Genomic DNA, 25,768 nt, shown 5'->3' with positions numbered 1-25,768 from the left:
TCGCTGCCATCCTCCGGCTTTCCGACGCGAGCGCCCCCGCTCCCGTGAACGTCGAAACGGCTCCCGTCGAACCCGCGATGGGGTGCTCGACGGGAGCCGTTCCGGAAACGGCCGTCAACCCTGGGGAACGCGGTTCGCCGCCTTCCCCGCCGCGACGGATCCGATGATCAGCCAGACGACGATCCAGGCGCAGCCCGCCATCGCGGCGTAGATGGCGTACTCCTCCCCCGCGAAGACGGCGGCCGCCGCGGCGACGATCAGGCCGATGCCTCCGACCGCGATGGGAATCGCTGCGGCTGCGTGCCCCGCGCGCCAGGCCTCATTGGATCGGAGTGTCGTCGCCGTGCGAATTCCGATCCAGAAGTTCATCGGCAGGATCTGCCGGTAGGCGCGATAGGCGGTCCACAGGATGAGGACACCCGCGGCGAGGAGCGGAATGGCGGTACTGATGGCGATGATCATCGGGGTTCTCCGTTCAGGATGGAAGTTTCGGGTTCGCGCTGCGGGGCGGATTCGGTCGCCGCGCGGCGGGGCAGGGGATCATCTGCGCGGTGCAGCGCCACCAGCAGGGCCGCCGCCATGACGACGCCGAACGTCACCAAGCCCATCACGACGGCGATCGCCAGATGGAACAGGATGCCGCACACGAGCGCGAACAGGCGGAGGCGGCGTCGAGGGGCGGAGGCGAAGACGATGGTGAGGCAGAGGAACAACTCGAGAGCGATCGTGCCCCAGGTCGCCGCCACCGCGACCGCGGGGTGGGCGAGCAGCGACTGCAGCGCCGCGGAGACCGCGGGAGTCGCGCCGAACCCTCCGTTCTGCACCCACAGCCACATGGCGGTGCCGTCCGACCACAGCGGGTTGCTGAGCTTGACGATCGCTGCCTCGAAGTAGACGTAGGCGACCTGCAGACGAGCGGCGAACAGGATCACGCCGACCCAGATATTCGAGAGCGGGCGATCGGCCCCGCTTCTCCGCGGTCGCCAGCCCCAGAGCCGGCCGTCGACGAAAGAGGCCAGGCACAGGAGCGCACTGAGATTCACGGTGAGCTGGTCTCCGCCCTCGACACCGAGAGTGTTGCTGGCGACGGTGAACGCGGCGTACCAGTGCAGCGGACCGGTCACCGCGGGCAGGAAGCCGATCAGCAGAGGGACGCACATCGCCGCGAGGAGCAACCGAGTGGTGTCGGTGTCGAACGGCGACACGCAGAACGCACCGAGCCCGAGGACACCCCCGCAGTACTCGTCGGGCACCACGCCCGTCGGGAAGTGCAGCAGGATGGCCGCGGGATTGACCACGAGGGTCAGGAAGGTGCCGAGCGCAAGCAGCGATCGGACGACCTGCACCCACCGGCCCAGGCGGTCCGTCGACCCCCACGCCACGATGGCATCCGTCGCCGCGGTGAAGCGGGTCGAGGCGAATGACCTAATCGCAGTCAATGCGGATCACCTGCACTTCCAGCTGACGCTGGTCGGTGAGACCTGCGTACGCGAACGGGATCGTCCGTTCTTTCGTCACGATGACCCGTTCGTCGCACGGGATCTGTGCGATCGGTCGGGCGGAGATGACGGTTTCGGATGCCGTCGATGAGCAGGTTTCGAGCGCCTCCTGGCTCGTTCCCCCGGCGCAGCCCTCCCACGCGTCCTGTTCGAGTTCCGCGCTCAGGTAGGCGACGTCGGCCATGTAGGCGCGCTGTGTGCGATTCGCGCCGAAGAGGTGATCGGCGGTCGCCATGACCCCCGCGGACGACCGCTGCCACTGCCCGTCGATGTCGATGAAGAGATCGATGCGATCCTCCCGCGCATCCCGGGTGAAGAAGCCCCACCCCTGACGGAACGTGTCCGCCACGACTGCACCCGCAGGGGGCGGCCCCTGCGGGTGCAGCACGTTCGCACGCGCGCGATTGCCGACGACAGAGCCGACGGCGACGACGGTGATCAGCACCGCCGGAACCAGCAGGGCGATCCAGACCGCCCAGCGACGGGGAACGCGGTGGGCGCGCGCTTCGCCGGTCACTTCCCCGCGAGGTTGGTGGCGAGGAAGCGCACCGTGTCGGTAGCGCTGAGGCCCTGGGGCTTCTCGCTGCCTGACTCGTCCGTGGGCGCGCTCCGCGCACCGGTGAACGAGTTTCCGTCCCACAGCCCGTTCTCCAGGTAGATGATGTTGACGCCGCCGGCGACGTTGAACGTCACGACGGCGATCGCGGCGCCGAGAGCGATCGCGGCGACGGAGACGGCGCCGCAGACCGCGATCAGGCCGCACATGGGCGTGATGATCTGGTGGTCCTCGCGGACGCCGGGGTATTCGGCATCCATCGCCGCTTCGAAGCTCGTTCGGTAGGCGGCGAGCGCGGTCTCGACCTGATACGGGTCGCCCGAGGTCATCTGCTCGGCCGCGACCGCGAGAGCGTCGGCGTCACGCGTCAGCATGGACGTGCGCAGCGTCGAGACCACCTCGTCGTATTCGGCGACGTCCGCGGCGGTCATGTTCTCCGGGAGAGCGACGACGATGTCGAGGTCGGCGGCGACCACGCCCCGGTTGAAGACGATGCCATCGAGCATCTGTTCGGTCGAGTATCCGCTCTGGACGACCTGCTGGGTCTGGGGAGCGGGACTGGTGGTGGCCATAGCGGCTGTGGCCGTACCCGCACTGACGGCGAGGACGATGGTCGTCCCCCACGCGATGGATGTGAGCAGCTTCTTCATCGTTCCTCCTCGGATGGATGTTCCGATCCAGGATGTCCACGTGCGGGTGCCCGAATCCAGGCGAGAAGGCAGGTGTAGCCCTAGGGCTACGAAGTGCGAGTAGTGCCCGTCAGAGCGAGACGACTCCGAGCTGAGCCGCACGCAGGACGACCTGGAGGCGGTTCTCGACCTGCCACAGACGGTTGATGTTGCGGATGTCCGCCTTGACCGTGCTCTCCGCGTAGTGCAGCGCCTCGGCGATCTCGACGTTGGAGAGACCACGTGCGATCAGCCCGACGATCTCTCTCTCGCGCTCGCTCAGAGCCTCCGATGGCGCCGTGCGGGGGTTCTCCTCGTCGAGGGAATCGAGCACGAACGTCCGCTGCACCTCGGGCGAGACGACGCGATCTCCCTGATACGCCGCGATGATGGCGTCGACGATCTGCTCGGGCGTCGAGTCTTTGACCAGATAGCCGGCCGCGCCCGCCTTCAGCATCTCGAGAGCCCGCCATTCGGTCGTGAACGTCGTCAGGGCGATGACACGATAGTGGGGATCCTGCTCGACGAGTCGACGCGTGGTCTCAATACCGCCGAGGCGGGGCATCTTGATGTCCATGAGGACGACGTCGGGAGCGCACGCGGGGTAGGCCTCGAGTGCCTCGACTCCGTCCGCGGCCTCGCCTACGAGATCGACGCGATCGTCCGCGGAGAGAAACGCACGCAGGGCGTGCCGCAGCAGGGCTTCGTCGTCGACGATGAGCACGCGGATGGGCCCGTTCACCCCTCCACGCTACCCGGGCGGCGATCGGGCGAAAGCGTCTCTGCAGCGGGCCGCTCCGCCGAGCTGAGGAAGGGGGCCGGGTATGGTCGAGGGCGACGAGAAGGAGACAACATGCTGAACCACCTGGTATCCGACATCGTTCTTCCGACGACGGCGGCAGGGATCGCGCCCCTCGACCTCGGCGACATCATCTGCCAGCTCCTGGGGTTCTGTGCCTGAAGGTTTCCCGTCGCGAGGGTCGACAGTGTCCGGGCCCGGGTCCCGGTCCGAGGCTCTGGAGACGGAGGCGCCGTTCTCTCTGACGCGCATGCTGAGAACGGCTGTGTTCTGGCGAGCGCGCGAGCTGCACCCGTTCTTCCGGCTGCTTCTCCTCCTCGTCGTCGCCGTGCTCGTCTGCGTGCAGATCGGCGTCATGACCGCGAGTGGCGAGATCGCGCGCGGAGACCTCCTGGCCCTGGGGTTGTACTCGAGCCTCGCGTTGTTCGCGTGGCGCCCGCTCGGCGCGGCGCTGATGACCATGGCGATCTGCGGGACGAGCGCTGTCCTCACCGGCAGCGGGGGCGACCTGCTCGAACTCGGCGTGGCGCTCGTCCTCGTGGCAGCGACATGCGTGCCCGCCGTCATCATGCTCCACGTCGGTCTGCTGGGAGCGTTGAGCGTCTATCTGGTGGTCGCCGAATCGACGCTCGTGACAAACGGCGTCTACGGGATCCTGGTCTGCGCCGTCGTCGCGCTCCTCGCAGGAATCACCGTCCGACTGTTCACCGCCCGCGACGAGTTCCTGCTGGCGCAGCGAGCCCGGATCGCGCGCGCCTTCGAAGAGATCTCCCGCCTTCAGCAGGACCGTATCGCGGATGAACTGCACGACGGCATCGCGCATGATCTGACGCTGCTGCTCTTCCACGCCCGCGCTCTTCCGAAGCAGCCCGACGAGCAGTCCCGCCAGGTCTCGCTCACGACCATCGAGGACTCGGCGAGCCGGGCGCTCCGCAGCGCACAGTCCCTGCTCGCCGTCATGAGAGACGCGCCCCAGCGCGCCTCCTCCCGGTCCGAGGAAGCGGCGCCCGTCGACGTGTCGGGGGCCGCCGAAGCGCTCGCACAGAAGCTTCGGGATGCCGGCATCCGCGCTCGCGTGAGCGTGTCGGGAACGGCCGATCTACCTCCGGGTGTCGCGGAGGTTCTCGTGGAGACGATCACGGAGTCGGCCATGAACATCATCAAGCACGCCCCCGGGGCGACGGGCGCGGTCATCCAGGTCGCGAGGCACGCGGACGAGATCACGCTGGAGGTGCGCAACAACCGCTCTCGCGGACGCGCGCCCGCAGAGAGTGCTCTCGGAGGTCGCGGAATGGCGCGCACGAGGGAGAGGCTCGCCCTCTTCTCGGGAGAACTCGTTGCCGGGCCGACCTCCGATGGATGGGCGCTGCGGGCCGTCGTCCCCGTCACGTGAGGTCGTTGCACTGACTCGCGGGCGCCGCCCCCGCGACGCTCGAGCGCGTCCGGGCGCGCGTTGCCGAGGGAGGAAGAAGGCCTATCGGGCGGCCGCGCGGGCACCTTCGTGGCGCAACGTATGGGCGAGGTAGGTCGACGCGTTGCGCAGAATCTTCTCGCGCTCCTCCTCGCTCAGGGCGCGCCTCACCTTCGCGGGGACGCCGGCGACCAGCGAGCCGGCCGGCACCACCGTCCCCTCCAGCACCACCGCTCCCCCGGCGACGAGGCATCCCGGTCCGATCTCGGCACCAGAGAGGATCACGCTCCCCATTCCGATGAGGGAGCCGTCGCCGATCGTGCAGCCGTGGAGGACCGCGTTGTGTCCGATCGACACGTCCGTTCCGATCGTGACGGGGCGTCCGCTGTCGACGTGGACCGACACGTTGTCCTGCACGTTCGACCGAGCCCCCACGACGATCGGGGCGCTGTCCCCGCGCAAGACGGCGTTGTACCAGACGCTCGCCCCTGACCCCAGGACGACATCCCCGATCACTCGAGCGCCGGATGCCACGAAAGCGTCGCCGTGGACGTCGGGTGTCGCGTCGGGGAGGGCGAGGATCGATGCGTCCGGGGCGATGGTCATGAGGCATCCTTCCGTCGGTCGTGCCGTCGGCTGCGCACCCAGCCCTCGAGGGCCGGCCAGTGAGGCCCGTCGGGGTCGATGAGCAGCATGTGGTCGAGCTGTGCGAACTCGAAGAGGTCGACGGGAGCGCCGGTCTCGCGGGCGCGTTGCGCGAAATCGCGACCGTGGCTCACCGGGACGCGGTCGTCGTCGGCGCCGTGCACGACGAGAGTCGGCACCAACGAAGGCTGGGGGGTCACGGCGTCGTAAGCGGCGGGGCTCTCCGAGGGGGACGTCCCCATGAGCTCGGCGACGGCATCGGAGCCGATATGGGCCGCGTACCCGCCGACGAGATCCGTCACCGGGGCCAGCGCCAAGATGAGCTCCGCTTCGTCGGCGCAGACCAGGGCGAGGTGGCCGCCGGCCGAATGGCCGACCACCACGCGAACGGCGTCGGGAAAGAGCTGCCGGGCACGGCGGAGGGCGGTGCGCACATCGGCCTGCATGGCGACGACGTCACCCTCGCGGCGATACTCGATGTTCACCGCGGCCACGCCAGCCTCGCCGTGGGCGATGCGCTCGACGAGCGGATCCATCAGCTCCGCCGTGTAACGAGGGCGCCAGTACCCACCGTGGACGAAGCAGAAGACGAGCTCAGCGGAGGCGACACCGACGATTCGTACCCACTGGTCGGGATGATCTCCGTACGCCTCGGTGCGCGGGGTGTGATGCGGCATGCGCCGATCCTCACACGCGTCAGTCGAAAGGCGCAGCTGACGCGGCGAGTGAGGTGAGGATTGCCTATTCATCAGGGATTTAGCCGAGCCTCAACTTGCTTGCGGAATGCTGTCGCGTGAGTAGCGTTACATCCATCAGACTTCGTTCGCTGCGAGAAGGAGCAGAAAATGAGCACCGTTCAGACCCCCGCCGCCACCACCGTCGACCCCACGATGGCCGCCGGCACCGCCCAGTTCCTCTCCCCCGTCGTCATCGGCCTCGAGGCCCTCGTCGTCAACGGAAAGCAGGCTCACTGGCACGTGCGCGGCTCGAACTTCATCGGCGTCCACGAGCTCCTCGACTCCGTCGTCGCTCACGCGCAGGACTGGGCCGACCTGGCCGCTGAGCGCATCGTCGCCCTGGGGCTCCCGATCGACTCCCGTCTCTCGACCGTCGCGGCCAAGGCGAAGGCCACCGAGGTTCCCGCCGGCTTCGCCCCGTCGGACGTCGTGATCCGCGCCGTCATCGCCGACATCGACGCCGTTCTGGTCGACATCGAGGCGGCCATCGAGGGCCTCGATGAGATCGACATGTCGAGCCAGGACGTCGCGATCGAGATCAAGCGCGGCCTCGACAAGGACCGCTGGTTCCTCTTCGCGCACCTCGCCGCGTAAGAATTTTCGCGCGAAGGGGGCGGTGCTTCGGCACCGCCCCCTTCGTCGTTCGTGCGCGGCCGGACTCAGGCGCCGTGGGTGACGCGGCCGGCGAGCAGCGTCGCGCGAACCGGCATCGACCGAAGGCCTCTCTCGTCGGCGGCGAACGGGTCGGCCCCCACGACGACGAGGTCGGCCAGGGCCCCGGGGGTGATCTCGGCCGGTGCGGTCGACCCGCCGGCGGTGGATGCCGCGATCGCCGTCTCGATGCCCACCCGCTCGTGGGGTTGCCAGGCATCGCGTCCGTCCCGCGTGCGGAACACCGCCGAGGCCATCGCCGCCCACGGGTCGAGAGGAGCGACCGGGGCGTCCGATCCGAAGCGCAGGTTTGCGCCGCTGTCGGCCAGCGCCCGCAGGGGGTAGGGCTGAGCGGACTGCTCGGCCCAGATGGCATCCGTCATGTCGCGGTCATCGAGCGCGTGCTCGGGCTGCACGCTCGCGGCGACCCCGAGCCGGGCGAAGCGCGGGATGTCGCTGTGCGCGACGAGCTGGGCGTGCTCGATGGTGCCCACCGCGCCGGTCAGCGCGTACGCGTCGAGCGCGTGCGCGTTCGCGATGTCGCCGATCGCGTGGATGGCGCATTCGAGACCCGCCGCCGTCGCCCTGGTCATCATCTCGACCAGTTCGTCGGGCGCGATGGTCAGCAGGCCGTGATTGTCGATCTCGCCGGGGTAGTGATGGGCGCAGGCCGCCGTCCGCGTTCCCAGCGAGCCGTCGGTGATGGCCTTCAACGGTCCGACGCGCACGAGATCGTGTGCCGCCCCGCGTACGCTGTCGCCCGTGCGCAGACCTTCGGCGATCGCTCGGTCGAGGTGCTGCGGGTACGTGCCGTACGAGATGCGCAGGGTGTCGAATCCCCGGGCGACACGCCGCTGCCACGGCTCGTCGTTCCAGGTCATGTCGAGGTCGACGAGGCCGACGATCCCGCGGGCGGCGGCCGCGCTCGCCATCCGCTCGACCGAACGATCGGCGATTCGGGGCTCCACCGCGTTCAGACGGCGGGAGATCTCGAACGCGTCCTCCTCGCGGAGGAGCCCGGATGCCACGGGCTTGAAGCCCTCGCGCCGAAAAGCAGCGGAGTTCATCCACACGCTGTGGACGTCCGCGTTGATGAGGTAGGTCGGAACCTCGCCCGTCGTGGCATCCAGCATGCGCAGAGTCGGGGTATCGGGCCAGAGGCCGTCACGGAAGCCGGAGCCGACTCGGCGGCCGTCGATTTCGGGCGCCAGAGCCATGATCGTCGCCGCATCGTGTGCGGACGCGACCTCACTGAGGGGCACGCGGTCGGCGGACAGTGCCCACTGCAGCACGTGAACATGGTGATCCCACAGCCCGGGAAGGAGCCATCCGCCCTCGCCGTCGAGGACCAGCCCCGTGGGCTTCAGGTTGCCGGTCGGTGCGATGTCGGCGATGACACCGTTCTCGATGACGAGGTCGACGGGCTCGAGGGTCGGCAGCAGCTCCCGACCCGGACCGGCGACCCGCACCGCGCGGACGAAACCGACGTTCTCGCCGATCACGGTCGCACCCGAGCTGCGGCTGCACGGCTCATCTCGGCCGCCAGGGCGGGATTGTGCTCCGTGAGTCCCGCGATGATCGTGTCGACGACCTCGGGAGCCTTGTTCTGACTCAGCTTGCGCTTGGCGGTCACCCGCGTGGGCGTGAGCCGGAAACCCACGGTGCCCTGCTCGAGACGCTCGACGAAGGCCACGTCGTTCGGGAGCGTGTACAGGCCACGCGCCTCGTCGCCGGTCCCCTCGAACCGCTCAACAAGGCGCTCGAGAACGCGCAGGTTCTCGGCCGGGCTCAACAGCTCCGGGATGCCGGAGAGGTGCGCCGACACGAAGTTCCAGGTCGGAACCGCCGGGACGTCCCCGTACCACTTCGGCGTGATGTACCCGTGCGGGCCCTGGACGACGACGAGGAGCTCCTTCTCGCCCAGGCCGAGGATCGCGTCGTCGGGCTTGCCGACGTGGCCGACGATCGTGAGATCGTCGCGGTCGTCGTCGAGGAGGACCGCGTAGTGAGAGGCGACGAGACCAGTATCACCCTGGCTGACCAGGGTGACCCAAGGGTGATGGTCGATGAGACGGCGGAGCTCGCTGACATCGGTCATCGCGAAGCTGGGGTTCTGACGCACCGTTTCAGCCTAGATCGCCGGTCCCGGTGGCTTCGACAGGCTCAGCCGCCTCCGCGGTGCGCCGTCGCCACAGCCCCTACCGGTGCCTGCTCTGGTCCCTGAGCCTGTCGAAGGGACCGGCACCCCCGTCACGCCTGACACCGCGGGCACCAGTACAGCTTGCGCCCGGCCGCCTCTTCCATCAGGACCGTCGTCCCGCACACACGGCAGGGCAACCCGGCACGGTGGTACACCCAGTGCCGGTCGTCGCGGTGCGCCATCGCGCGACGGTACGCCTCGGGGTCGAGGTCGTCCATCGTCATCATCTGACCGGTCTCGACACCGATCGAGAGGAGCCGCACCCAGTCGCGCCACATCTCGCGCACGACATCCTCTGGCACATCGCGCCCCGGCGTGTGCGGGTTCTGCCGCGCGCGGAAGAGGATCTCGGCGCGGTAGACGTTGCCGATACCGCTGACCACGGATTGGTCCATCAGAAGCAGACCGATCGCCGTCGGCTTCTTCCTCACCGTCGCGACGAAACGCTCCTCACCCTCGGTCACGTCGTCGACGAGCGGATCCGGTCCGAGCTTCGCGATGGTCGCGGCGACCTCATCCGGAGACTGCAGGACGCAGGCCGTCGGGCCACGCAGGTCGGCGCACGTGGCCTCGGTGAGCAACCGCAGCCGCACCGCCCCCACCACCGGGGGCGGCCACTCCACCTGCTCTTCGAGCCCGGTGGTCTGCTCCGACATCCGCACACGTGTGCGCCGCGGAGCACCGATCGAGCTCAGGGAGTTCTCGCCGGCGGCATCCAGGATCGGGTTGTCATCGATGACGGTCCCGCGCTGGTTGGTGTGCCCCATGCGCCCGTTCGCCGAGGCGATGGTCGCGTCGACGGCAATCTCACCCGAGAAGTCCCAGGCGCCGTACATCCCGAGGTGTACGCGCAACCACACGTCGCCGTCGAAGGCCAGGAACATCTGCTTGCCGACCGCGCGCACGTCGATCGCCTCTCGCCCGTCGATCACCGACGCGCCCTCGACGAACCGCCCTTGCGGACTGGATGCCGAGACCGTGCGGCCGACGATGTTCCGCGCGAACTGCCGAGCGATGCGGTGGACGGAATGCCCTTCGGGCATCAGCCTGCCTCGGGGTCGAACGAGTCGCCGGCCGCGAGGACGTCGGCTTGCGCGCGTCCTTCGCGCGGGTCGGGCAGCAGGACGCCGTCCTGCTCGTACGCCGCAAGCTGCGCGATGCGACGGGCGTGGCGCTCCTCGCCCGAGAACGGCGTGGCGATGAAGCGGTCGATGAACGACGAGGCTTCCTCGAACGTGTGCTGACGAGCGCCGATCGCGATCACGTTCGCGTCGTTGTGCTCGCGAGCCAGCTCCGCCGTCGCGATGCTCCACACCAGGGCCGCGCGCACACCGAGGACCTTGTTGGCCGCGATCTGCTCGCCGTTGCCCGATCCGCCGAACACGACGCCGAGCGCCTCGACCCCGTCGGCCTGATCGCGCACGACGGCCTGCGCGGCCCGGATGCAGAACGCGGGGTAATCGTCGAGCGGGTCGTACTCAATCGGACCGTGGTCGACGACCTCGTGCCCCTGCGCGGCGAGGTGGTGCTGGATCTGGGTCGAGAATTCGAGACCGGCGTGATCGGTGCCGAGGTGGATTCGCATGCGCTCATCCTATTGAGGGCCACCGACACCCGGGCGGACATGACGATGCCGTCCGCTCTCCTCGAGAGAACGGACGGCATCGATCACGTCGTCAAGGCCGCAGGCCCGCGGCGACCGGTTTGAAGCCCGCGCGGATGTTCTCGCAGCACCCCGGGCGGCACACGTCGTACCAGGGTCCGAGATCCGTCAGGTGCGGCCGCTCGGACTTGGGTGTGCCCTTCAACCGCTCCTCGACGAGATCGATGAGGCCGGACACGTACGCCGGGTCGATGCCGGGCGTGGGCGTGCGCACCGCCCGGATGCCGGCTTCCTCCGCCGCCTCCATCGCTTCAGTGTCGAGGTCCCAGAGCACCTCCATGTGGTCGCTCACGAAGCCGAGCGGCACGATCACGACGGCCTCCGCTCCGCGGTCGGGGAGCTCCGCGATCACGTCGTTGACATCGGGCTCGAGCCAGGGCTGCGTCGGCGGGCCGGAGCGCGACTGGTAGACGAGCTCCCATTCGACGTCGGCGACGGCCGCAGCCACCTCGGCCATGACGAACGCCGCCACGGCCTTGTGCTGGGCCTCGTACGCACCGCCCTCGCCAAAGTCCACGTCCCGCGGGCCGGACCGCTGCGCGTCGGCGGTGGGGATCGAGTGGGTCGAGAAGAGGACGCGGATCTTCTCGGGGGCGATGCCGTCCGCCGTGAATTCGGACACGGCGGCCTTCACACCCTCGACGAAGGTCGAGACGAAGCCCGGGTGGTCGAAGAACTGGCGCACCTTGTCGATGGTCACCGTCTCGCCGAGGCCGGTTGCCTCGAGCACGCGGGCGTAGTCCTCGCGGTACTGGCGGCAGCTCGAGAACGAGCTGTAGGCGCTCGTCGCGATGGCGAGAAGAGTGGTGTCTCCGGCCTCGGCGGCCTCGGTCACGGCCTCTTCGAGGTACGGCGCCCAGTTGCGGTTGCCCCAGTAGACGGGGAGACCCAGTCCGCGCTTCGCGATCTCCGCCTCCAGCGCCGCCTTCAGTTCGCGGTTGTGCTGGTTGATCGGGCTCACGCCGCCGAAGTGGCGGTAGTGGTGGGCGACCTCTTCGAGGCGCTCATCGGGGATGCCGCGTCCGCGCGTGACGTTGCGCAGGAAGGGGATGACGTCGTCCTGGCCCTCCGGCCCGCCGAAGCCGGCGAGGAGGATGCCGTCGTACGCCACGGGGGTCTCGACCCACTTGGGTCCGGACGCCGCGGCGGGCGACGCGTAGAGGACGGTCTCAGGGTTGGTGTCCGTGTCGGTCGTGCTCACGGTGACATCCTCCCACCTGCTCGACGGGGCAGGATGCGGGTTATCTCGTGACTAGGCTTATCTGGTTGTCATCGTCGCCGACGGCGTTCGTCGTCATCCGCGAGAGCGCTTTCTGCGGCGATCCACCCTCATCCCAGGGAGTACGCCAGTGCCAGGAGAGAACCTCACCCGCATCGAAGCACAGGAGCGTCGCGCGATCGTCGACACGCGCGCCTACGACGTGCAGCTCGACCTCACCCGCGGCGACGAGGTCTTCTCCTCGCGCACCGTGGTGACCTTCGCCGCCACCGAGGGCGCCTCGACGTTCATCGACCTCATCGCACGAACGGTCCACTCCGTCACGCTGAACGGTCGCACGCTCGACCCCGCTGCGGTGTTCGCCGACTCGCGCATCGCGCTCGATGACCTGGCCTCCGAGAACGAGCTCGTCGTCGAAGCCGATTGCGAGTACACGAACACGGGTGAGGGTCTGCACCGCTTCGTCGACCCCGTCGACGGCGAGGTCTACCTCTACTCGCAGTTCGAGGTGCCCGACTCCCGCCGCATGTACACGGTGTTCGAGCAGCCCGACCTGAAGGCCGAGTTCACGTTCTCGGTCACGGCGCCCGCGCGCTGGAAGGTCGTCTCGAACTCCCCCACCCCCGAGCCGGTGGCCGTCTCCGACGACGTCGCCCGCTGGGTCTTCCCCGCGACGCCGCGCATCTCGTCGTACATCACCGCGCTCGTGGCCGGCCCTTACGAGGCGACCTACAGCGAGCTGACGAGCGCCGACGGCCGCGTCATCCCCCTCGGTGTCTTCGCGCGCAAGAGCCTCTGGCAGTACCTGGATGCCGACTACGTCTTCGAGAAGACCCGCCAGGGCTTCGCCTACTTCGAGGAGAAGTTCGGCTTCCCCTACCCCTTCGCCAAGTACGACCAGCTGTTCGTGCCCGAGTTCAACGCGGGCGCGATGGAGAACGCCGGTGCGGTGACGTTCACCGAGACCTACGTCTTCCGGAGCAAGGTGACGGATGCCGTGAAGGAGCGCCGCGTCGTCACGATCCTGCACGAGCTCGCCCACATGTGGTTCGGCGACCTCGTCACGATGAAGTGGTGGAACGACCTCTGGTTGAACGAGTCGTTCGCCGAGTGGGCGTCGACCATCGCCACGGCCGAGGCGACCGAGTGGGAGGCCGCCTGGACGACCTTCAACGCGATGGAGAAGACCTGGGCGTACCGTCAGGACCAGCTGCCGTCGACCCACCCCGTCGTCGCCGAGATCAACGACCTCGAGGACGTGCAGGTCAACTTCGACGGCATCACGTACGCGAAGGGTGGATCGGTGCTCAAGCAGCTCGCCGCCTGGGTCGGCATCGAGCAGTTCTTCGCCGGTGTCGCGGCGTACTTCCAGAAGCACCAGTGGTCGAACACCGAGGTGGGCGATCTTCTCGTCGAGCTCGAGGCCACCAGCGGTCGCGACCTCGGCGACTGGGCGAAGAAGTGGCTCGAGACCGCGGGCGTCAACACCCTCACCCCGCTCATCGAGGAAGGCGCGGACGGCACCGTCTCGCGCTTCGCGATCGTGCAGACCGCCCCCGCCGACTACCCCACCATCCGTCCCCACCGCCTGGGCGTCGGCTTCTACTCGTTGAACGATGCCGGCGCCCTCGAGCGCGTGCATCACGTCGAGATCGATGTCGACGGCGACCGCACCGAGGTGCCCGAACTGCGCGGCATCCGTCGTCCCGACCTCGTCCTGCTGAACGACAACGACCTCGCCTACGCGAAGATCCGCCTCGACGAGCGGTCGCTCGCCACGGCCATCGCGCACCTGAAGGACATCTCCGACCCCCTGGCGCGCTCGCTCGTCTGGGGCGCCGCGTGGGATCAGACTCGGGATGCCGAGGCCTCGGCAACCGACTACCTCGACCTCGTGCTGCGCAACATCGGCTCCGAGACCGAGTCGACCACCGTCCGCACGACGCTGGCCCAGCTGCAGCTCGCGGCGAACTCGTACGTCGCGCCCGCGAAGCGGGAGGCGTCGCGCGAACGCGTCGCGGACGGTCTGTGGGAGCTCGCGCAAGCGGCTGAGGCCGGCAGCGACAGCCAGCTGCAGTTCGTCACGGCGTTCGCGTCGGCGGCATCCACTCCCGCGCACGCCGAGACCGTGAAAGCTCTGCGCGACGGAGAGATCACGCTCGAGGGTCTGACCATCGACACCGATCTGTCGTGGCAGCTGCTGGTGTCGCTCGCCTCGGCGGGCGCCGTCACCGCGGCCGAAATCGATGAGGCGCGCGCCGCCGACAACACGGCGAAGGGCGGAGAGTTCGCGGCGATGGCCAAGGCGTCGCTGCCGTCGCACGAGGCGAAGCAGGAGGCGTGGGACTCGCTCATCGAACGCACCGACGCTCCCAACACGATCGTGCGCTCCACCGCTGCGGGCTTCACCAACCCGGCGACCGTCGAAGTCCTGGCCGACTTCGTCGAGCCCTACTTCGCGATGCTGCTGCCGATCTGGGAGTCGCGTAGCTACCAGATCGCGCAGTACCTCATCGTGGGTCTGTATCCCGCCGCTCTCGCGAGCGCGGCTCTGCGCGACGCCACGCGTGGCTGGCTCGCCGAGCACAAGGACGCCGCGCCGGCGCTCCGCCGACTGGTGAGCGAGAACCTCGCCGGAGTGGAGCGCGCCCTGGCCGTTCAGGAGCGCGACGCGGTGTAACGCCCGCCCTGACCTCGGATGCCTCCACTCCCTCAGAGCGGGGGCATCCGTCGTTTCCAGGCCGCGCTGAGGAGCCGCTCGTTACGATGGGAGGGATGTCACTTCTCGCCGAAGTCCCCGAACCGTCTCCCTCGCAGTCCGTCGACCCGGGCAACCTGACGAGCATCGACACCTGGACCTGGATCGGCGGCCAGCTGCTCGGGTTCGGTGGCGTCCTGCTGCAGATCCTGGGCATCATCGTCGGCGTCGCGGTCGCCGCGTGGCTCCTCCGCGTGATCATCCGCCGAGTGGTCGACCGCATCGTCAACGGCGCCAAGAGCAAGGCCCGGGTCGACGACACGCAGGCGCTCGACAGATCCCCGCTCAGCGCGGTCCGTCTCGTCCAGCGGACGCGAACCCTCGGCACGATCCTCCAGAACATCGTCAACGTGATCCTGGTCGTCGTCGCCCTGGTGTGGATAGCCACCATCGTGGCTCCCGACGCGCTGGCATCCCTCACGCTGCTGACGGCGGCCGTCGGTGCCGGACTCGGCTTCGGCGCCCAGAACATCGTCAAGGACGTGCTGAACGGCATCTTCATCGTCGCCGAAGACCAGATCGGTATCGGCGACGTCGTCGACCTCGGTCTCGCGACCGGCATCGTCGAGTTCGTGAGCGTGCGCATCACCCACGTCCGCGACGTGAACGGCACCCTCTGGTACGTCCGCAACGGCGAGATCACGCGCATCGGCAACATGTCGCAGGGGTGGTCGCGCGTCATCATCGACCTCGCGGTTCCAACGGACGCCGATCTGGACGATGTCGAGACCGCGATGCTCACCGCTGCGAAGGCCATGGCGAAGGAGCCGAAGTGGCGCTCGCGCATCATCGAGCAGCCCGAGATCTGGGGGCTGGAGTCGATCAGCGGCGACGCCCTCGTCATCCGGCTCGTCATGAAGACCCGATCAAGCGCGAAAGACGACGTCGCTCGCGAGCTGCGCGCCCGGCTGAAGCGCGCGATCGACGCGATGGGGATCGCCCTGCCGCAGCTCAACTCGATCACGCTCACCGGGCCCGAGGGCGCGCAGAGCGTTCGGGGCGCGCACCCGCCGAAGACCAAGGAGACGCAGGTGGCCCCCGGCGCGGAGCGGCCGCGGTGGCGCCCCCGTGGTCGGAAGCTCGAGGTGTCCGAGACGGTCGAGGACCGCGCGTCCGACGTGCCGCCCCGGGTCAAGAAGAAGAAGGCCGTGCGGGACGACACCCCGACGGCCGTCGTGAACCTGCCGGACGCGCCGGGCGTCGACCAGCCCAAGCCGACCCCGCCCGCTGTTCGGGCTGACGAGAAGGACACCCCGTGAGCGAGCCAATGAGCGAGCCCGTGAGCTTCTACGACCAGGTCGGGGGGATGGACACCTTCCGCCGACTGGTCGATGCGTTCTATCGCGGTGTCGCCACCGACGAGGTGCTCAAGCCGATGTACCCCGAGGAAGACCTCGGGCCCGCGGCCGAACGTCTCACGCTCTTCCTCGCCCAGTACTGGGGCGGCCCGACGACCTATGGCGCGACGCGCGGACACCCGCGCCTGCGCATGCGGCACATGCCGTTCCACGTCGACCCCGACGCGCGCGATCGATGGTTGCGACACATGCGCGCCGCGGTGGACGAGATCGCCCTCCCACCCGCGTTCGAGGCGCCCCTCTGGGACTATCTCGAGCGTGCCGCGTACGCGATGGTCAACACCTTCGAGGCGCGGGGCATCGGGCCGCAGCAGAACGGCCGCCCCGACACGGGTCTCCCCGTCCGTGCGGCCGACGGATCGCCCTCGTAACCACGCATCTACGGGAGGCGGTCCTCGCACCGCGATCCGTCAGAAGAGGTCTTTCAAGCCCGGCAGCTCGAACCCCGACAGCTGCTCGCCGAAGCCCGTCACGGCATCCTGGGCTCCGCCGGCCAGCTCCCCGATCCCGGTCCCCTCGGCGAGAGAGGAGAGATCGGCACCGGATGCCAGGGCCTCGAGGTCGACCCCTTCGGCGAGCCCCGCGAAGTCGACGCCCATCTCCCCTGCCTGTGCGAGCAGGGGCGCGGCGACGGCGCTGACGACAGCCCCGCCGGCGACGGCCGCGAGCAGTCCTCCGGCTCCCACCACGCCGGCCCCGACGAGTCCGCCCCGTCCGGCCTTGGCCAGCAGCGCCGACATCCGCCCGGGGCGAGCCGCTTCGGCCCGTGCCGCGGTCCGCGCGAGATCCGCGGGGTCATTGGAGCGGGGGCGCTCGTGCGGGTCGAGATCGGCGTCCATCCGAGCCCGCACGTGCGCCCTCTGATCGGGGGTCAAGCGGGCGAAGGCCTCGCGGTGCATCTGCTCGACGCGGTCGGGGTCTGCCGTTCGCAGCAGATAATCGTAGCGGGCGATCGCGGCGCGATCGTCGGCCGACAGAGTCGCAGCCGAGGCCCCGCCGGATGCGTGTCGGGCGCCGTGGGTGACTCCGGCCGGCGGAGGTGCGTAGCGGCCGTGGGGGCCGGCCGCGGGCGGGGGCGTCGAGGACGCGGGCGCGTCTCCGCGCCGATCGCCGGTGACGGCATCCGCGGCGGAGCGGACCATGTCGCGCCAATCGCGACCACCGGGGGCGGGGCGCGAGCCGGCACCGGAGGAGGACGCCTTGTCGACGGCCTTCGAAGCGAGATCGAATAGGCGGGAGAACGAGACCATGGGGGCACCTCTCGACGGGCAGCACACGGCTGCGACGTCAAGGTCTCCTCCGCCGAAACCGGCCCGACGCACCCGGAGGCCAACGGTGACCTCGTGATGACGGATGCATCGCGATGGGAGTACTCCCCTTGCTGCATCCAGCGTAGAGATGCCGCCTTTGCGTTCCCTGAATCAGCTCCCGGTCGTGCGCACGGCGGTCAGTCCGGAACGCACCGGCCCCCGCACGAGAACGTGCCCACGCGTGAGCGTGACGCGAGTCCACGCGCCGCTCCTGCGCACGAGCGCCTCCTCGCCCCCGGCGATGAATCCGAGCGCGAACGCGGCGAAGGCCGTACCGAGCGGCAGTCCCCCGAGCGCCTCGTCGGGCTGTCCCCATACCTGCGCGCGAACCGTCCGGACGACGTCCTCGCCGGCATCCGTGGGAAGAGAATCGGCGACGGCCGCCACTCCGTACTGGGCGCGGGATGCCAGAACGGCGGCGTCGATGGCATCCGTCTGCTCCCATCCGCTCCGCGGAGGCGAGATACCCGCCCACGCGGGCGAGGTCGCCGTCTCGGGCAGAACGACGGCGGACGCGTCATCCGGGGCCGGCAGCAGCGCGGATGCCTCGACGACGAGGTCGCACTCGAGCTCCGGATCGATGGCGGAGATGCGCATCCCGAGCACCGTCGGCGTCGCGTCGAACAGGCCGCGCGGTGCGAGGGGAGCCGCGGTCGTGGCGAGGACGCCGGAGGCGGCGCGGAGGCGCACCGTGCCGTCTCCGAGACGGATGGCCCGGGAGGCGAAGGTGAGCAGGTCGGCTGCCGCCTGCGGGTCGGGGAACAACAGGCGCGCGGACACCCGCCCTAAACTATCAAGCGGTGCGGGTACGCCGTGCCGGAACGGGAGTCAGCGTGACCGACGCCAACGATCCCGTGGCGTCCCTCCTCGCGGTGCTGGATCTCCGCGACGCCGGCGCCCGGACGACCGAAGACATCTTCACGGGCGTGTCGCAGCCGATGCCGACCGGTCGTGTCTACGGCGGGCAGGTGCTCGCGCAGACGATCGTGGCCGCCTCTCGCACCCTTCCGCCCGAGCGGACGGTGCACTCGATGCACGGCTACTTCCTGCGTCCCGGCGACCCGACGGACGGCATCACGTTCTCGGTGGACCGCATCCACGACGGTCGGTCCTTCTCCACACGGCGGACGCAGGCGTTCCAGTCCGGTGTGCCGATCTTCTCGATGATCGCGTCGTTCCAGGACGACGACCCGGGACTCGAACACTTCGAACCGATGCCCGACGGTGTCCCCGCCCCGGAGGCCGTTCCGACCCTCAAGGTCGACGCCCTGCACCCGATCAGCAGGCGCATGCTGTCAGCCAGCCCCGTCGAAGTGCGTCATGTCGCCTCGCCGCTCTACGCCTCGGCGGAGGGCCCTCACGTGCCGAGGCAGGCCGTGTGGATGAAGCTGCGCCGCCCCGTCGGCGATGACCCGGCCGTCCACCGCGCCGCGCTGGCGTACCTCAGCGACCTGACGATCCAGGAGTCCATCCTGCGGGCCCACGGCGTCGCGTGGAACACGCCGGGGCTGAGAGTCGCGAGCCTCGACCACGCGATGTGGTGGCACCGCCCGGGCCGCGTCGACGACTGGCTGCTGTACGTGCAGGAGTCGCCCAACGCGCGCGGCGGTCGCGGATTGTCGACGGGCCGCATCTACGGTCGCGACGGCGTCCTCATCGCGAGCGTCGCCCAAGAGGTCATGGTGCGGGTTCCCCGCGACTGATTCCGGATGCCGAGCCCTCGGCATCCGTTCGCCCTGTCGTGGTCAGCTGCGGCCGGGCCGACGGCGATACTCGATGGGCGCTCCGACGTAGGGCGCCCACGCCGAGCGCTCGGTCTCGCTCCAGCGGATCGGTCGCCCGCTGGCGGTGTCGACGAGCACGACCACCGCCGTGGCGCGTGCGTACAGCGTCGGCTCGGCGTCGCCGACAGGGCTGTAGACCTCGAAGCAGATGTCGGCGCTCGAACCGCCCATGGCGCCGATCCACATCCTGACGTCGAGGGGGCGCTGGCTGTAGGGCACGGGACGGAGGTACTCGATCTCCTGCCGGGCGATGAGCGTGGCGCGGTCTCCCCCGCTGTCGAGCACGTCCATGTCGAACACGGCGGTCGGAAGCGGTTCGCCCTCACCGTCGCTGAACCAGAATGCCCGCAGACGCGCCTCTTCGAGGAGCTTCAGCATCGAGGTGTTGTTGACGTGCCCCAGGGCGTCGAGGTCGCCCCATCGCAGGTGTATGGGGACGTGGACCCGCGAGGGCCCGGCGGATGCCGGACCCTCGTCGGGGGTCACCGAAGCGACGTCGTCAGTCACGCGTGAGCTTGCGGTAGGTGGAGCGCGACGGGTTCGCGGCGTCGGCACCGAGGCGCTCGATCTTGTTCGCCTCGTAGGCCTCGAAGTTGCCCTCGAACCAGTGCCACTGGTCGGGGTGCTCCTCGGTGCCCTCGTAGGCGAGGATGTGCGTGGCGATGCGATCGAGGAACCACCGGTCGTGCGTGATCACGACGGCGCAGCCGGGGAACTCGAGCAGCGCGTTCTCGAGCGAGCTCAGCGTCTCGACATCGAGGTCGTTGGTCGGCTCGTCGAGCAGCAGCAGGTTGCCACCCTCCTTGAGCGTGAGGGCGAGGTTCAGGCGGTTGCGCTCACCACCCGAGAGCACGCCGGCCTTCTTCTGCTGGTCGGGTCCCTTGAAGCCGAACTTCGAGACGTAGGCGCGCGACGGGATCTCGGTCTTGCCGACCGTGATGATGTCGAGACCGTCCGACACCACCTCCCACAGCGTCTTCTCGGGGTCGATGTTGGCGCGCGACTGGTCGACGTAGCTGATCTTGACCGTCTCGCCCATCTTCAGGGTGCCGCCGTCGAGGGGCTCGAGGCCGACGATGGTCTTGAAGAGCGTGGTCTTTCCGACACCGTTGGGACCGATCACGCCGACGATGCCGTTCGGCGGCAGGTTGAAGCTCAGGTTGCTGATGAGCGACCGGTCGCCGAAGCGCTTCTCGAGCTTCTTGGCATCGATGACGATGCTGCCCAGGCGCGGACCCGCGGGGATCTGGATCTCGTCGAAGTCCAACTTCCGGGTGCGCTCGGCCTCGGCCGCCATCTCCTCGTAGCGTGCCAGACGAGCCTTCGACTTGACCTGGCGCCCCTTCGCGTTGGAGCGGACCCACTCGAGCTCTTCCTTCAGGCGCTTCTGGAGCTTCGCGTCCTTCTTGCCCTGGACGTCGAGACGCTGTGCCTTCTTCTCGAGGTACGTGGAGTAGTTGCCCTCGTAGGGGTACAGGTGACCGCGGTCGACCTCGGCGATCCACTCCGCGACGTTGTCGAGGAAGTACCGGTCGTGGGTGATGGCGATGACGGCGCCCTTGTAGGCCTTCAGGTGCTGCTCGAGCCAGAGCACGCTCTCGGCGTCCAGGTGGTTGGTGGGCTCGTCGAGGAGGAGCAGGTCGGGCTTCTGCAGCAGCAGCTTCGCGAGCGCGACGCGACGGCGCTCACCACCCGAGAGGGGGACGACACTCGCGTCAGCCGGCGGCGTGCGCAGGGCGTCCATCGCCTGCTCGAGCTGGGAGTCGAGGTCCCAGCCGTCGGCCGCGTCGATCTCTTCCTGCAGCGTGCCCATCTCGGCGAGCAGCGCGTCGAAATCGGCGTCCGGGTCTGCCATGAGCGCCGAGATCTCGTTGAACCGGTCGAGCTTCGGCTTGATCGCCACGCCGTCCTGGATGTTCTCGAGGACCGTCTTGCTGTCGTCGAGCTCAGGCTCCTGCATGAGGATGCCGACAGTGAAGCCCGGGCTCAGCCGCGCCTCTCCGTTGGACGGGGTGTCGAGACCGGCCATGATTTTCAGAATCGTGGACTTACCGGCACCGTTCGGCCCGACCATGCCGATCTTGGCACCGGGGAGGAACGACATCGTGACGTCGTCGAGGATCAGCTTGTCGCCCACGGCCTTGCGCGCGCGGACCATGGAGTAGATGTATTCCGCCATAACCTGTCCAGTCTATGGCCCGCGGGGGCGACGGCCGGGCTCCCGCGCGTCTAGGGGACGCACGGACATCCGGCGCCCGTGCCGTTGCTCGCCTCCCCGATGTCGATCAGCGCCCGCGGTGGAGAGAGCCGCTCGAGAGGGCGTGCACGGCGGTGCGACGCTTCGCGACGGGACGGCTCGTCACCAGTCGATGGGACGGGTCTGGCCGATCAGACATCCCCCGGAGCTGAGTCCCGGAAGGACCGTGCTCACGGGAGCGCCGATCGACGGCCCGACCTGCCCGACGAGGCATTGGTCTCCCCACCTCACCGAGAACTCGATGCTCTCGGCGGGGTTTCCGATCGTCGACTCGTCTTGCGTCACCTGCATCAGGGCCTTGTCGAAGCCGCCCTGGACGAGCGCATCGATGTACGCGCGACCGGAAACCGGATTCGGACCCCCCGCGACGCCCGCGACGATCTGCGAGAAGTAGGGGAGGTTGTCGGCCGCAGAGCCGTTCGGTTCCAGTGTCGGAGCCGGGGCGGCCGTCGGCGACGACGTGGGTGCCGACGAGTCCACGGGCGCGCTCGTCGCCGGAGCCGGAGCGGGCTCGGGTGATGCCCCGGTGCATCCGCTCAAAGCCAGGAGAGCGACGAGCGCTGCGGGAGCGAGAAGACGACCTGAGGGGCGAGACACGCGCTCGATTCTACGGACCTCCTCCGACGGCGCTTTCCACGCCCCGCAGCACCCGGCGCGCGATACCGTCGTCAAAAGGGTGTGGCGTCCGCGGTTTCGATCGCTTCTCTGTCGTTCTCGCCCGCTTGCTCACCCGAGGACGGGGCGATGGCTCCGTCCTCAGCGGTCGGAGCCGCCCATTCGTCATTCGAAGGCGCCGGCGTCTCCGCGGTCTCGGAACGCGCCGTGTCGCCGCGGGGCGTCCGCTGGAACTGCGTGGTCCCCCAGCGAAGGTCGTGTCCGACCGCGTCCGCTGTCACGTCGGCGCTCACACCGCGCTTCGTCTCGTTCTCCCATTCGCGCAGGCGCAGCCGTCCCGAGACCACGACGCGCTCGCCCTTTCGGATCGACGCGAGAGCGTTCCGTCCGAGTTCGCCGAACGCCGACACGGCGTAATAGCTGGTGTGCCCGTCGATCCACTGTCCGCGCTCGCGATCGAAACGGCGCTCGCTCACCGCCAGACGGAAGGCCGCGATGGAGTCGCCTCCGCGAGTCGCGCGTTCTTCGGGGTCGCCGACGATGTTGCCGACGAGAGTGATGTGGTCGCTCATGGTGGATTCCTTTCCTCAGGGTGTGCGCTCCGGCATCCGTGTGCCCGACGGATACCGGAGCGAGGCCAGATTGCCCGTCGCCGCGCGAGCGTCATGCCGAGGAAGACCGGTTTTGTGGAGGATCCGCGCATTTCGCGTCGTGGGGGTGAGGCGTGAAAACCCTCCTCCGTCCCGATGTCGGAGGTCGGTCGTAGATTCCCCGCATGAGCACCGCACTGTGGAACGACCTCGCTCCGGCACCGCGTCCGGCCGGGTGGGGCGCAGCGACCCATGTCGCCGCTGGTCTGTGGCGCATCGCCGATCGACGCGGAGTCGTTGTGGGGCACGTTCGGGCCACGGCGTCCGAGCGCGGCTGGCGATATGCCGCCGAGCGGTTCCACTCCGCGTCCGGCGCCTTCCGACGGCTCGGCGAGTTCTGGTCCGCGGCCGAGGCTCTCGAATGTCTTCGCTACGCGCGATGACCTGCTTCCGGAGCGGTGGCGGAACGCCTCACACCAGCGCGGTGAGCTCGCCGAGGCGAGATGCGCGGCCGTCGGCGCGGACGTCCGCCCACGCCGCCCCGAGCAGGTCGACGGCGCGGTCGAGGGTGGCCGGCGGGGCGGTGAACGGCATCCGCAGCCGCCGATCGTGTCCGCCCTCGGTCGCGAACCGCGACCCGGCCGAGAGGAGGAGCCCGCGAGAGCGGGCGTTCATGACGAGGGGTGTGCTGACGGGCTCGCCGATCCCGAGCCAGAGCGACACCCCGCCGTGCGGGGTGGGGATCTCCCAGTCCTCGAATGTCGAGCGCAGGGCGCGCACCAGGGCGTCGCGCCCGGCGCGGAGCAGGTCTCCCCGCTGGGCGGCGATCTCGTCGAGGCGGGGAACGAGCAGCGTGGCGACGGCCTGCTCGAGTTCGGGCGTACCCAGATCGTGGACCGGCCGGCCGCTGGCCAAGCGGCGGACGATGTCCGCTTCGGCACGAATCCACCCGACCCGCAACCCGCCCCACACGGTCTTGCCCAGCGAGCCGATGCGAATCACCAAGTCGGACTCGGGGAAGTGCGTGGCACGCCCCGGGCGATCGATGTCGAGGTCCGCCGTGGTCTCATCCAGGACGAGGAACGTACCGGTCATTTCCGCACCCTTCACGAACGCATCCACTTCCGCGGGCGACATCGTGCGACCCGTCGGGTTCTGGAAGTCCGGCATGAGGTACCCGAGAGAGGGCAGAGTCCGTGCGAACGTCTGCGCGGCCCGGTCGAGGTCCCACCCGTCCGCCGTCGAGACCGGCACCCCGACCAGACGGGCACCCACGTACCGGAAGGCCTCCGCTGCATGCGGGTAGGTCGGCGTCTCGATCAGTACGCGGTCCGCACGATTGAGAAGCACGGATGCCACGAGGTGGATCGCGCTCTGAGCGCCGGTCGTGACGAGGATCTGGTCGGCTGTGGTCGGCACCCCGCGTCCGCGGTAGCGGTCCGCGATCGCCTCGCGGAGGGCGATCGACCCGACCACGTCGTATCCGGAGCGGGCGACGATGGCGCTGGCGTCCTGGAGCACCTCGTTGATGACCGCGGGCAGACCTGGCCACGCAGCGGGGCTGGCCTGCTGCAGATCGATCGCGTCCGTCACGGCCGCGAGGCCCGCGGGATCGTTCCGCGGTAGGGGGCGTGTGACGCTCCCACTCCCCCGCAGGCTTTCGATGTGGCCCGTGTCACGGAGACTTCGATACGCGGCCGCGACGGTGGTCCGGCTCAGCGACAGCGCCGCGGCGAGCTCACGCTCTGCCGGCAGGGCCGTCCGGGGAGCGATGCGGTTGTCGAGGCAGAGCAGCCGCACGGCGTCCGCGAGAGCTTCGTAGGCAGGCCCGTTGCCCCGCCAGCCGCCCAGGGCTTCCGCCAGAGCGCGTGCCGAGATCCGGGAATCCATGAGGCCACGATAGGTGAATTGGCATCACGCGCAAAAGCCAATCCCCTGATTGGATTTCCTCATGTCCCAGCGCATTCTTCGTCTTCTCATCGGCCTGATCGCCTATGGCTTCGGCTGTGCGCTCACGGTCGCAGCCGGGCTCGGGGTCGACCCGTGGACGGTCTTCGCGGAGGGACTCTCGCGCGTCACCGGAATCGGCGTCGGATGGATCACCAACATCGTGGGACTCGGCGTTCTCCTCGTGTGGATCCCCCTGCGCCAGAAGCCCGGCGCCGGTACGGTCGCCAATATCCTGCTGGTCGGCACGAGTATGCAGATCGCTCTGGGATTCCTCCCGCACCCCGACGCGTGGTGGCTTCAAGCACTCATGCTCGTAGCCGGTGTCGTCGTCGTGGCGGCGGCATCCGGTCTCTACATCGGCGCCCGCTTCGGTCCCGGCCCGCGCGACGGGCTCATGACGGGCCTGCACGCGCGCTTCGGCTGGCCGATCTGGGCCTGCCGGCTCGGTGTCGAGGGAACCGTGCTCGTCCTCGGATGGATCCTCGGCGGCACCGTGGGGATCGGGACCGTGGTCTTCGCCCTCGGCATCGGGCCACTGGTCCACGTGGCCCTGCCTGTGCTGGCCACGCGCGACAAGGTCCCCGCGCCCGCGCACGTGTGACGGTGCCCGCGCACGTGCGACGAGAGAGTCCCCGCGCGCCGCCCCGTCCGAGGCTGCGCGCGGGGACTCTCTGCTCAGTGCTCGCGGAACTCGGGCCGGTCGCTGCCGGGCTTCAGGTGCGAGTGGAGCGCGTTCTTCGCGATCTCCATCGTGGGGTACACGCCCAGCGGCTCGTCCTTCCCCGCCATATGAACGCCGTAGCCATCGGCATCCTTCTGGATCTTGCCGACGACACCCGCGGGCCCGTATGCGACCCAGAGGCGTCGCGTCACCGTTTCGGACATGAGTGCTCCTTTGCTCTCGATGGCGGCAGAGTACCTCCGTCCGCGGCCCGCGGCCAGGGGATCGACGCGCGAGTCGGTGTGATGGGGTCGGACGGCGGAGATATCCTGGTGCACGACCCCCAGTAGCTCAGTGGATAGAGCAGCGGCCTTCTAATCCGCCGGTCACACGTTCGAATCGTGTCTGGGGGACTCGGCTCCGGTGTCGGACCCCCT

General features: G+C 69.1%; 28 protein-coding genes and 1 tRNA gene. 9 read left to right on the top strand and 20 right to left on the bottom strand.

Annotated features, from left to right (window positions below):
* Positions 1-114 precede the first annotated feature (114 nt).
* The 5 genes from ACMW4R_RS13160 to ACMW4R_RS13140 form a co-directional block, all read right to left on the bottom strand.
* Positions 115-462, bottom strand: a complete 348-nt coding sequence (locus ACMW4R_RS13160; RefSeq protein ID WP_418300121.1) for an SdpI family protein — start codon at positions 460-462, stop codon at positions 115-117.
* Positions 459-1,439, bottom strand: coding sequence for an HTTM domain-containing protein (locus ACMW4R_RS13155; RefSeq protein ID WP_153003297.1), 981 nt, complete (start codon positions 1,437-1,439; stop codon positions 459-461). The genes ACMW4R_RS13160 and ACMW4R_RS13155 overlap by 4 nt, the downstream gene beginning before the upstream one ends.
* Complete coding sequence (locus ACMW4R_RS13150) at positions 1,426-2,016, bottom strand: SdpA family antimicrobial peptide system protein (RefSeq protein ID WP_058626765.1); 591 nt, start codon at positions 2,014-2,016, stop codon at positions 1,426-1,428. The genes ACMW4R_RS13155 and ACMW4R_RS13150 overlap by 14 nt, the downstream gene beginning before the upstream one ends.
* Complete coding sequence (locus ACMW4R_RS13145; RefSeq protein WP_058626764.1) at positions 2,013-2,705, bottom strand: hypothetical protein; 693 nt, start codon at positions 2,703-2,705, stop codon at positions 2,013-2,015. Before ACMW4R_RS13145 ends, ACMW4R_RS13150 begins: the two co-directional genes overlap by 4 nt.
* Positions 2,706-2,814: 109 nt before the next feature.
* Positions 2,815-3,465 (bottom strand): response regulator, encoded by a 651-nt coding sequence (locus ACMW4R_RS13140; protein WP_418300120.1) that lies wholly within the window; start codon positions 3,463-3,465, stop codon positions 2,815-2,817.
* 307 nt (positions 3,466-3,772) lie between these two features.
* Between ACMW4R_RS13140 and ACMW4R_RS13135 the strand changes: the two genes are divergently transcribed.
* Positions 3,773-4,915 (top strand): sensor histidine kinase, encoded by a 1,143-nt coding sequence (locus ACMW4R_RS13135; protein ID WP_058626762.1) that lies wholly within the window; start codon positions 3,773-3,775, stop codon positions 4,913-4,915.
* 81 nt (positions 4,916-4,996) lie between these two features.
* Here the strand turns inward: ACMW4R_RS13135 and ACMW4R_RS13130 are convergent, their stop codons facing one another.
* Together ACMW4R_RS13130 and ACMW4R_RS13125 are read right to left on the bottom strand one after the other, a co-directional pair.
* The gene (locus tag ACMW4R_RS13130; protein ID WP_418300119.1) at positions 4,997-5,539 is read right to left on the bottom strand and encodes a gamma carbonic anhydrase family protein; all 543 of its coding nucleotides are present in this window, start codon (positions 5,537-5,539) and stop codon (positions 4,997-4,999) included.
* Positions 5,536-6,255, bottom strand: a complete 720-nt coding sequence (locus tag ACMW4R_RS13125; protein ID WP_418300118.1) for an alpha/beta hydrolase family protein — start codon at positions 6,253-6,255, stop codon at positions 5,536-5,538. The genes ACMW4R_RS13130 and ACMW4R_RS13125 overlap by 4 nt, the downstream gene beginning before the upstream one ends.
* A gap of 168 nt (positions 6,256-6,423) precedes the next feature.
* Here ACMW4R_RS13125 and ACMW4R_RS13120 point away from each other — a divergent pair, with 168 nt between their 5' ends.
* Complete coding sequence (locus tag ACMW4R_RS13120; RefSeq protein WP_058596062.1) at positions 6,424-6,909, top strand: Dps family protein; 486 nt, start codon at positions 6,424-6,426, stop codon at positions 6,907-6,909.
* 65 nt (positions 6,910-6,974) lie between these two features.
* On the opposite strand, the gene ACMW4R_RS13115 is transcribed toward ACMW4R_RS13120, so the two are convergent.
* The 5 genes from ACMW4R_RS13115 to ACMW4R_RS13095 all read right to left on the bottom strand — a co-directional run bounded on the left by ACMW4R_RS13115 (position 6,975) and on the right by ACMW4R_RS13095 (position 12,030).
* Entirely contained in the window at positions 6,975-8,468 is a 1,494-nt protein-coding gene (locus ACMW4R_RS13115) for an amidohydrolase (RefSeq protein WP_418300117.1), read from the bottom strand.
* Positions 8,465-9,088 (bottom strand): FMN-binding negative transcriptional regulator, encoded by a 624-nt coding sequence (locus ACMW4R_RS13110; protein ID WP_193754825.1) that lies wholly within the window; start codon positions 9,086-9,088, stop codon positions 8,465-8,467. The genes ACMW4R_RS13115 and ACMW4R_RS13110 overlap by 4 nt, the downstream gene beginning before the upstream one ends.
* A 128-nt stretch (positions 9,089-9,216) precedes the next feature.
* The gene (locus ACMW4R_RS13105; RefSeq protein WP_058596064.1) at positions 9,217-10,209 is read right to left on the bottom strand and encodes an Fpg/Nei family DNA glycosylase; all 993 of its coding nucleotides are present in this window, start codon (positions 10,207-10,209) and stop codon (positions 9,217-9,219) included.
* Entirely contained in the window at positions 10,209-10,751 is a 543-nt protein-coding gene (locus ACMW4R_RS13100; protein WP_058596065.1) for a ribose-5-phosphate isomerase, read from the bottom strand. The genes ACMW4R_RS13105 and ACMW4R_RS13100 overlap by 1 nt, the downstream gene beginning before the upstream one ends.
* 91 nt (positions 10,752-10,842) lie before the next feature.
* The gene (locus tag ACMW4R_RS13095) at positions 10,843-12,030 is read right to left on the bottom strand and encodes a ferrochelatase (protein ID WP_058614414.1); all 1,188 of its coding nucleotides are present in this window, start codon (positions 12,028-12,030) and stop codon (positions 10,843-10,845) included.
* 148 nt (positions 12,031-12,178) lie between these two features.
* Here ACMW4R_RS13095 and pepN point away from each other — a divergent pair, with 148 nt between their 5' ends.
* From pepN to ACMW4R_RS13080, 3 genes are all read left to right on the top strand, one after another.
* Complete coding sequence (gene pepN, locus ACMW4R_RS13090; RefSeq protein ID WP_418300116.1) at positions 12,179-14,728, top strand: aminopeptidase N; 2,550 nt, start codon at positions 12,179-12,181, stop codon at positions 14,726-14,728.
* Positions 14,729-14,823: 95 nt separating this feature from the next.
* Positions 14,824-16,065, top strand: a complete 1,242-nt coding sequence (locus ACMW4R_RS13085) for a mechanosensitive ion channel family protein (RefSeq protein ID WP_058596068.1) — start codon at positions 14,824-14,826, stop codon at positions 16,063-16,065.
* Positions 16,066-16,073: 8 nt separating this feature from the next.
* Positions 16,074-16,535, top strand: coding sequence for a globin (locus tag ACMW4R_RS13080; RefSeq protein ID WP_058596069.1), 462 nt, complete (start codon positions 16,074-16,076; stop codon positions 16,533-16,535).
* A 39-nt stretch (positions 16,536-16,574) separates the two neighbouring features.
* Here ACMW4R_RS13080 and ACMW4R_RS13075 read toward each other — a convergent pair whose 3' ends face one another.
* Positions 16,575-17,414: a cation-transporting ATPase gene (locus tag ACMW4R_RS13075; protein WP_418300115.1), complete on the bottom strand. Its 840-nt coding sequence runs from the start codon at positions 17,412-17,414 to the stop codon at positions 16,575-16,577.
* Between the two features lie 171 nt (positions 17,415-17,585).
* Entirely contained in the window at positions 17,586-18,254 is a 669-nt protein-coding gene (locus ACMW4R_RS13070; RefSeq protein ID WP_418300114.1) for a hypothetical protein, read from the bottom strand.
* A 53-nt stretch (positions 18,255-18,307) separates the two neighbouring features.
* On the opposite strand from ACMW4R_RS13070, the gene ACMW4R_RS13065 reads away from it, so the two are divergent.
* Positions 18,308-19,177, top strand: a complete 870-nt coding sequence (locus ACMW4R_RS13065) for an acyl-CoA thioesterase (RefSeq protein ID WP_418300113.1) — start codon at positions 18,308-18,310, stop codon at positions 19,175-19,177.
* A 42-nt stretch (positions 19,178-19,219) separates the two neighbouring features.
* Here ACMW4R_RS13065 and ACMW4R_RS13060 read toward each other — a convergent pair whose 3' ends face one another.
* From ACMW4R_RS13060 to ACMW4R_RS13045, 4 genes are all read right to left on the bottom strand, one after another.
* Positions 19,220-19,765 carry an acyl-CoA thioesterase gene (locus ACMW4R_RS13060; protein ID WP_241492202.1) on the bottom strand — a complete coding sequence of 182 codons (546 nt, stop codon included), beginning with the start codon at positions 19,763-19,765 and terminating at the stop codon, positions 19,220-19,222.
* The gene (ettA, locus tag ACMW4R_RS13055; protein WP_058596072.1) at positions 19,758-21,437 is read right to left on the bottom strand and encodes an energy-dependent translational throttle protein EttA; all 1,680 of its coding nucleotides are present in this window, start codon (positions 21,435-21,437) and stop codon (positions 19,758-19,760) included. The genes ACMW4R_RS13060 and ettA overlap by 8 nt, the downstream gene beginning before the upstream one ends.
* A 180-nt stretch (positions 21,438-21,617) precedes the next feature.
* Positions 21,618-22,112: a DUF6993 domain-containing protein gene (locus ACMW4R_RS13050; protein ID WP_193751278.1), complete on the bottom strand. Its 495-nt coding sequence runs from the start codon at positions 22,110-22,112 to the stop codon at positions 21,618-21,620.
* Positions 22,113-22,183: 71 nt separating this feature from the next.
* Positions 22,184-22,702: a single-stranded DNA-binding protein gene (locus ACMW4R_RS13045; RefSeq protein ID WP_058614408.1), complete on the bottom strand. Its 519-nt coding sequence runs from the start codon at positions 22,700-22,702 to the stop codon at positions 22,184-22,186.
* A 203-nt stretch (positions 22,703-22,905) separates the two neighbouring features.
* Here ACMW4R_RS13045 and ACMW4R_RS13040 point away from each other — a divergent pair, with 203 nt between their 5' ends.
* Positions 22,906-23,163 (top strand): hypothetical protein, encoded by a 258-nt coding sequence (locus tag ACMW4R_RS13040; RefSeq protein WP_153001351.1) that lies wholly within the window; start codon positions 22,906-22,908, stop codon positions 23,161-23,163.
* A 28-nt stretch (positions 23,164-23,191) separates the two neighbouring features.
* On the opposite strand, the gene ACMW4R_RS13035 is transcribed toward ACMW4R_RS13040, so the two are convergent.
* Positions 23,192-24,610 (bottom strand): PLP-dependent aminotransferase family protein, encoded by a 1,419-nt coding sequence (locus ACMW4R_RS13035; protein ID WP_058596074.1) that lies wholly within the window; start codon positions 24,608-24,610, stop codon positions 23,192-23,194.
* A 61-nt stretch (positions 24,611-24,671) separates the two neighbouring features.
* Here ACMW4R_RS13035 and ACMW4R_RS13030 point away from each other — a divergent pair, with 61 nt between their 5' ends.
* Entirely contained in the window at positions 24,672-25,271 is a 600-nt protein-coding gene (locus tag ACMW4R_RS13030; protein ID WP_418300112.1) for a YczE/YyaS/YitT family protein, read from the top strand.
* A gap of 74 nt (positions 25,272-25,345) precedes the next feature.
* On the opposite strand, the gene ACMW4R_RS13025 is transcribed toward ACMW4R_RS13030, so the two are convergent.
* Positions 25,346-25,555, bottom strand: a complete 210-nt coding sequence (locus ACMW4R_RS13025; RefSeq protein ID WP_058596108.1) for a hypothetical protein — start codon at positions 25,553-25,555, stop codon at positions 25,346-25,348.
* A gap of 116 nt (positions 25,556-25,671) precedes the next feature.
* On the opposite strand from ACMW4R_RS13025, the gene ACMW4R_RS13020 reads away from it, so the two are divergent.
* Positions 25,672-25,744 (top strand) — tRNA-Arg (locus ACMW4R_RS13020).
* Positions 25,745-25,768: the final 24 nt, after the last annotated feature.

The sequence above is a fragment of the Microbacterium sp. S1037 genome, assembly GCF_048381605.1.
In the GTDB taxonomy this organism is placed as follows: domain Bacteria; phylum Actinomycetota; class Actinomycetes; order Actinomycetales; family Microbacteriaceae; genus Microbacterium; species Microbacterium testaceum_B.
Note: the sequence above shows the minus strand (reverse complement) of the source record. Positions and strands in the feature narration are given on the sequence as shown.

What these genes read in the sequence shown, in the direction of transcription:
- ACMW4R_RS13160 (WP_418300121.1), bottom strand. Translation starts at nt 462, where the DNA reads ATGATCATCGCCATCAGTACCGCCATTCCGCTCCTCGCCGCGGGTGTC.
- ACMW4R_RS13145 (WP_058626764.1), bottom strand. Translation starts at nt 2,705, where the DNA reads ATGAAGAAGCTGCTCACATCCATCGCGTGGGGGACGACCATCGTCCTC.
- ACMW4R_RS13135 (WP_058626762.1), top strand. Translation starts at nt 3,773, where the DNA reads ATGCTGAGAACGGCTGTGTTCTGGCGAGCGCGCGAGCTGCACCCGTTC.
- ACMW4R_RS13130 (WP_418300119.1), bottom strand. Translation starts at nt 5,539, where the DNA reads ATGACCATCGCCCCGGACGCATCGATCCTCGCCCTCCCCGACGCGACA.
- ACMW4R_RS13125 (WP_418300118.1), bottom strand. Translation starts at nt 6,255, where the DNA reads ATGCCGCATCACACCCCGCGCACCGAGGCGTACGGAGATCATCCCGAC.
- ACMW4R_RS13120 (WP_058596062.1), top strand. Translation starts at nt 6,424, where the DNA reads ATGAGCACCGTTCAGACCCCCGCCGCCACCACCGTCGACCCCACGATG.
- ACMW4R_RS13105 (WP_058596064.1), bottom strand. Translation starts at nt 10,209, where the DNA reads ATGCCCGAAGGGCATTCCGTCCACCGCATCGCTCGGCAGTTCGCGCGG.
- ACMW4R_RS13100 (WP_058596065.1), bottom strand. Translation starts at nt 10,751, where the DNA reads ATGCGAATCCACCTCGGCACCGATCACGCCGGTCTCGAATTCTCGACC.
- ACMW4R_RS13085 (WP_058596068.1), top strand. Translation starts at nt 14,824, where the DNA reads ATGTCACTTCTCGCCGAAGTCCCCGAACCGTCTCCCTCGCAGTCCGTC.
- ACMW4R_RS13080 (WP_058596069.1), top strand. Translation starts at nt 16,074, where the DNA reads ATGAGCGAGCCCGTGAGCTTCTACGACCAGGTCGGGGGGATGGACACC.
- ACMW4R_RS13075 (WP_418300115.1), bottom strand. Translation starts at nt 17,414, where the DNA reads ATGGTCTCGTTCTCCCGCCTATTCGATCTCGCTTCGAAGGCCGTCGAC.
- ettA (WP_058596072.1), bottom strand. Translation starts at nt 21,437, where the DNA reads ATGGCGGAATACATCTACTCCATGGTCCGCGCGCGCAAGGCCGTGGGC.
- ACMW4R_RS13045 (WP_058614408.1), bottom strand. Translation starts at nt 22,702, where the DNA reads ATGAGCGACCACATCACTCTCGTCGGCAACATCGTCGGCGACCCCGAA.
- ACMW4R_RS13040 (WP_153001351.1), top strand. Translation starts at nt 22,906, where the DNA reads ATGAGCACCGCACTGTGGAACGACCTCGCTCCGGCACCGCGTCCGGCC.
- ACMW4R_RS13035 (WP_058596074.1), bottom strand. Translation starts at nt 24,610, where the DNA reads ATGGATTCCCGGATCTCGGCACGCGCTCTGGCGGAAGCCCTGGGCGGC.
- ACMW4R_RS13030 (WP_418300112.1), top strand. Translation starts at nt 24,672, where the DNA reads ATGTCCCAGCGCATTCTTCGTCTTCTCATCGGCCTGATCGCCTATGGC.
- ACMW4R_RS13025 (WP_058596108.1), bottom strand. Translation starts at nt 25,555, where the DNA reads ATGTCCGAAACGGTGACGCGACGCCTCTGGGTCGCATACGGGCCCGCG.